At 56.6% G+C, this 1,603-nt stretch carries 1 protein-coding gene; it reads right to left on the bottom strand.

From position 1 onward, the window contains the following. Positions 1–9: 9 nt before the first annotated feature. Positions 10–1,359 carry an IS110 family RNA-guided transposase gene (locus tag BM116_RS18550; protein WP_083729502.1) on the bottom strand — a complete coding sequence of 450 codons (1,350 nt, stop codon included), beginning with the start codon at positions 1,357–1,359 and terminating at the stop codon, positions 10–12. Between the last annotated feature and the right edge of the window lie 244 nt (positions 1,360–1,603).

Raw genomic sequence — 1,603 nt, 5'->3', positions numbered from 1 at the left:
GCGGCCTTCCTAAGAAACACATTCGACAGCCTGTAAAGTAAAGCCAAACTCTGCTGCCCGGCGGTGCAACCCCTTTACCACGCGCTCCCGATACTTCTGTTCATAGCGATCAACGCCGGGATCCTGATAAGCCAAGCCGAAGCGCATTGCGTTGTAGAACAGGATGGCGATCTTGCGGGCGGTGGCGGTCACTGCTTTGGCTTTGCCGATACGTGCCGACAAGCGTCGGTAAAAGGCGCCCAATGCCGTATTGGTTTTGCCGACGGTCACAGCAGCCAGGCGCAAGTGTGCTGTAACTCGGTTTTTGGTCTTGCGCGTATGTGCTGACAATACCTTGCCGCCGCTGATTCGGCAGCCAGGCGCAAGGGTTAGCCAAGAGGTGAAATGGTGAGCGGTACGCCATCGACTCAGATCGGTGCCGCACTCAGCGACCAAACGCAACGCCAGGTAAGGGCCGATGCCATGGATTTGAGTCAGGTCGACGCCGACCAGTTGATAAAGCAAGGTACGTACGTCGAAATTGAGGGCGTTCGGCTGTCGAGTACGGTGACGTGGCTTCGGTAGCGCCTCGCTAGGTGAGGGTTGCTGCTGGGAGAGCTGTAGCAAGCTCTTGGCAATCTGTTGGTCGCAGATTTCAAGCTGTGCCTGATAGGCATCGTACATGGTCAAAGCCTGTGCCAAAGCAAAAACATGCTCCGGCTGGTAGTTGCCAACCAATGCACTCTGGATGGTCTCCACGCTCGACTTGCAGCGAGTATCTCGCATGGTTGCCAGTGTCGCAGCCTTTCGCTCACCAGCGACAATCGCACGGATGATGCGCATGCCTGTAGCACCGGTAATGTCGGCGACCACGTGGTGCAACTGTAGATTCATGTGGATGAGCGCCTTCTGCATGTGCTGGATATGCGCAGCGGCGTAATCGAGGTGGCGTTCTCGCAAGCGTAGATAGCTGCGTAACGCAGCGATTTCTCGATCAGGATGGAAGCTGGCACGCAGCAAGCCACAGGCATGTAGACGCTGGATCCATTGCGCATCGTTAACGTCAGTTTTGCGTCCCGGCACTGCACGGGCGTCCCGCGCATTGGCCAAGACGACATGCAGGCCGTGCGTCTCCAAAATCTCGTAAACCGGAATCCAATACACGCCGGTCGACTCCATCGCTACTGTGGTGATCCCAAGCTCGACCAACCAATCGGCCATGCGTTCCAAGTCGGCGGTAAACGCCTTGAAGGTTTGCACCGGCTCTTTAGTAATGTCGGCAGGCACCGCCACCACATGGAAGCGCGAGCCAATGTCGATGCCAGCTGCGCAGTTATGAATGACCGGCAGGCTATAACGCTCCGAACTAGGCTTTTTCATGAGTTCCCTCCAATGACAGTAAGTGCTGGACGGGGACTCGGATCAATCACATTCCTAAACGGGGTCACGAAACGCGCCACCAATAACGGGTCCGCAGCTTCCCCTGGGTCAGGTTTTTTAACGGGGACTCAGCCTCCAAAAAGCAGACGACCACTGTCCAGCAGTGTCAGTGTAGTGGGCGTGTTTCTAATCCAATGGGGCGCGGAGCGCCGGGGAGGCGGTTTTTTAGGATGTCTCGCTCTTC

Source organism: Halopseudomonas pachastrellae (genome assembly GCF_900114765.1).
GTDB classification, from domain to species: Bacteria; Pseudomonadota; Gammaproteobacteria; order Pseudomonadales; family Pseudomonadaceae; genus Halopseudomonas; species Halopseudomonas pachastrellae.
The sequence above is the reverse complement of the archived record's forward strand: the minus strand, read 5'-3'. Positions and strand labels throughout refer to the sequence as shown.